General features: G+C 61.8%; 5 protein-coding genes. 3 read left to right on the forward strand and 2 right to left on the reverse strand.

The genetic code is table 11. The annotated features are described in order from the left end of the window. The 3 genes from ACRXB1_RS32975 to ACRXB1_RS32985 all read left to right on the forward strand — a co-directional run. Window positions 1-341, forward strand: a 341-nt coding sequence (locus tag ACRXB1_RS32975; RefSeq protein ID WP_449494418.1) for an SPOR domain-containing protein, incomplete at its 5' end; no start/stop codon positions are given. 150 nt (window positions 342-491) lie between these two features. Then, window positions 492-1145 (forward strand): thiol:disulfide interchange protein DsbA/DsbL, encoded by a 654-nt coding sequence (locus ACRXB1_RS32980; RefSeq protein WP_449494419.1) that lies wholly within the window; start codon window positions 492-494, stop codon window positions 1143-1145. A gap of 4 nt (window positions 1146-1149) precedes the next feature. Beyond that, the gene (locus ACRXB1_RS32985; protein ID WP_449494420.1) at window positions 1150-1941 is read left to right on the forward strand and encodes an SDR family oxidoreductase; all 792 of its coding nucleotides are present in this window, start codon (window positions 1150-1152) and stop codon (window positions 1939-1941) included. A gap of 73 nt (window positions 1942-2014) precedes the next feature. On the opposite strand, the gene ACRXB1_RS32990 is transcribed toward ACRXB1_RS32985, so the two are convergent. Both ACRXB1_RS32990 and ACRXB1_RS32995 read right to left on the reverse strand, forming a co-directional pair. Next, window positions 2015-3316 (reverse strand): DUF3443 domain-containing protein, encoded by a 1302-nt coding sequence (locus ACRXB1_RS32990; protein WP_174363694.1) that lies wholly within the window; start codon window positions 3314-3316, stop codon window positions 2015-2017. Between the two features lie 18 nt (window positions 3317-3334). After that, on the reverse strand, window positions 3335-3472 hold a 138-nt coding region (locus ACRXB1_RS32995; protein ID WP_449494421.1), incomplete at its 5' end, for a DUF2844 domain-containing protein.

The following is a 3472-nucleotide window of genomic DNA, read 5'->3' on the forward strand; positions in this document are numbered from 1 at the left end:
TGCCCAACGGCTCGTCCACGGCCGCGTTGGTCAAGAAGCCCGCATCGGACGCGCAGCCTTCGTCGACAGCCAAGGTCACGCCGCCAGCGCCAGGTGACGTGAACACCGGCTACTTCCTGCAAGTGGGCGCGTACAAGACGCAAGCCGATGCCGAACAGCAGCGCGCGCGTCTTGGCTTCCAGGGATTCGAGTCAAAGGTCACCCAGCGCGATGCCGGCAACGTCACGTATTACCGTGTCCGAATCGGACCGTTCACGAAGTTCGAGGACATGAACAACGTGCGTCAACGGCTCTCCGATGCAGGCGTCGATACCGCCGTCATCCGCTTTTCCAAGCAGTGAGTTCCATGGACTGCACGCGCCTTGAGCACATCAAGGCGCGTTCAGTCCGTGCGGGAACAGCCGGCTTGGCGGGCTCTTCGACTAGCCCCTTAAGCCTCCCTTAAGCGTCGTGTGTTCCCCTTTTGCCTCTCACGCTCATTCTCGGTCACCATGAAAAAACTCTTCAGCGCCCTCGCTATTTCCCTCGGCCTCGCTGCCGGTTCCCTGAGTTTCATGAGCGCCGCTCATGCATCGCCGGCTGCGCCTGTCGCGGGCACCGACTACACCGTGCTGCAAGCAGCGCAGCCGGTTGAAGCGCAGGGCAAGATCGAGGTGATCGAATTCATGTGGTACGGCTGCCCGCATTGCAACGAATTCGACCCGTATCTGGAAGCGTGGATCAAGAAACAAGGTCCTGACGTGGTGTTCAAGCGCGTGCCGGTTGCCTTCCGCGACGACTTCGTCCCGCACTCGAAGATGTTCCATGCGCTCGATGCACTCGGCCTCGCCGACAAGCTCACGCCCGCCGTGTTCAACGAGATCCACGTGAAGAAGGACTACCTGCTGACGCCTGAAGCACAGGCCACGTTCCTCGCCACGCAAGGCGTGGACAAGAAGAAGTACATGGATGCGTACAACTCGTTCTCCACGCAAAGCAATCTGCAGCGCGATAAAAAGCTGCTCGATGCCTACAAGATCGACGGCGTGCCGACCATCGCGATCCAGGGCAAGTACGAAACGGGTCCGGCGACCACGAACAGCCTGCCGGGCACGATCCAGGTGATGGATTTCATCGTGAATCAGGTTCGCGCGAAGAAGATGTAAAGACGTGAACGCCGCTACGAACGACACGCCGGCCCGGCTGAAGGTTTTCATCACCGGCGCGTCGAGCGGCATTGGGCTCGCACTTGCTGAAGAATATTTGAAGCGCGGTGCGGTCCTCGGTCTCGTTGCCCGTCGTGGCGACACCCTCGCGGCTTTTGCCGCGCGCTTTCCCTCTGCATCGATTTCCCTTTATCCCGCCGATGTCCGCGACGCCGCCGCACTTGGCCGCGCGGCCGAGCACTTCTGCGCGTTGCATGGCGGCGCCGATATCGTCATTGCAAACGCAGGGATCAGCCGCGGCGCGCTGACCGGTCATGGCGACCTGGAGGCGTTTCGCGAAGTGATGGATACCAACTACTTCGGCATGATCGCGACGTTCGAACCGTTCGTTGCGCGGATGGTTGCCGAGCGGCGCGGCACGCTTGTCGGTATCGCGAGTGTGGCGGGCGTGCGCGGACTGCCGGGATCGGGGGCGTACAGCGCATCGAAGTCGGCAGCGTTGAAGTATCTCGAAGCGCTGCGGGTGGAGATGCGGCCGGCGGGGGTATCGGTGGTGACGATCGCGCCGGGTTATATCCGCACGGAGATGACCCGCCGCAATCCGTATCCGATGCCCTTTCTCATGGATGCCGATGTGTTCGCAAGGAAGACGGCGGATGCCATTGGCAAGAAGACGCGGTTTGCCACCTTTCCGTGGCAGATGCGCGTGGCTGGCGCGCTGTTGCACGTCGTGCCGCGATGGCTTTACGACCGGGTAATGGAGAAGGCGCCGAGGAAACCCCGGGCGGAGGAATAAGTATTAGCACGGCCAAAGAAAAAGCCCGTCGGACTGAGAATCCGCCGGGCTTTGACTTAAAGGGATCGCGAGGTCAGAACGCCACGAAGGGCGCATTCCCGTTGGTGCCGAACCCGAAGTACACATAGCGTCCGAAGAAGAACGGCAGGCCGAAGTCGAACAGCGTCGGGAACGAGCCGATGGCGCCGGCCAATCCGTTCAACGCGTAGTTCGTGCCGCTGCCAGCGAGCGTCTTCGCGTTCGCGACCGTGAAGTTCACCGTGCCTGACGTCCCGTTCAGCCCGATAACCGTCGCCGATAACGCCGTCGAGTTCACCGGACAGTAGAAGTCCGTGAAGGTCGTCGTACACGCCGGCAAGGATGAGTCGCTGAAGAACAGCCCGTTCGAACCCGAGTCAACGATGGTCGTGACCGACGCGCCCTTGTACGTGCCGCTCAGGTTGCCGAATGCCGTTGAACGATAGGACGTGGCGCTGCTCAACGTATTGTTGCTCTGCGTCCCGATACCAAACACCAGTGTCCCCGTCACCGAAGCCGCCGAGCTTGTCACCGGCGGCAATTGCACGATCACGCCGTTGTTGTTCACGGCAAATTTCGTCACCGGATTCACGACCTGATTGGCCACTGCCACGGCGGTCTGCGAACAATTGGTGCCCGACGGACATGAATAGTAGTTGCTGGTCGCGGCGTTCGCGCAGGCAGCACCGCAATCCGTCGCCGATACACCCACGCCAAGAATCCCGTTCGCACCCAGTTGCCGCGACGTGCTTTCGTTGCTGCCATTGATACAGCCCGATGCCGGAACCGTCGAATCGGCCAGATCACCTACGACCTGAACCGGAATGGCGCTCGCCGTTTCGCCGCCGATCTTCACGTCGGCAGTACGCACGGTGCCCCATGTGAAGCCATCGGCGAATTGCGTGCACTGCGCAAGCTGGCCGCCGCTCGTCGACTGGTTGATCGGCAGGTTCGTGATGATTTGCGCGGCGGCATCGCTGGCAAGGCGCAGGCCGTACGAGCCGGTATCGACCTGGATGTTGTCGATGGTCTGGCACACGCTCGTGCCGGGCGCACAAACGGTCACGGTCACGTTCGGAATGTTGACGAAGTTCTGTGCGCCGGGGCCGACGGTGATCGGCACCGTGTTCGAGGCAGTCGATGCAATCGGCTGTGCGTTCGGCGTGCCGCTGCTGGAACCTCCACTGCCGCTGCTGCCACCGCTACCGGAGCTGCCGCCGCTGCTGACGGAACTGTTGCCGGAGTCGCCGCCTCCGCCGCCGCAGGCAGCGAGAAACACCGACAGGCTGAGCACGGCGAGCCATCGGAACAAACCGGACTTCAAGGAGAACAAGGACGATGAGTACATCGGACGCATAGTGAAAGTCTCCGTCCGTTATTGGATGTCGCTGGCGCTGACGCCGGCAGGCAAGGCTTGCGGGAGATAAGCCTGGCCGACGAATGCGCCCATGTGGCCACCGGAACGCACGACCAGCGCCAGCGACATCCAATAACGGACGGAGACTTTCACTAA

Source organism: Caballeronia sp. M23-90, from assembly GCF_053574605.1.

What these genes read in the sequence shown, in the direction of transcription:
- ACRXB1_RS32990 (WP_174363694.1), bottom strand. Translation starts at nt 3,316, where the DNA reads ATGCGTCCGATGTACTCATCGTCCTTGTTCTCCTTGAAGTCCGGTTTG.
- ACRXB1_RS32980 (WP_449494419.1), top strand. Translation starts at nt 492, where the DNA reads ATGAAAAAACTCTTCAGCGCCCTCGCTATTTCCCTCGGCCTCGCTGCC.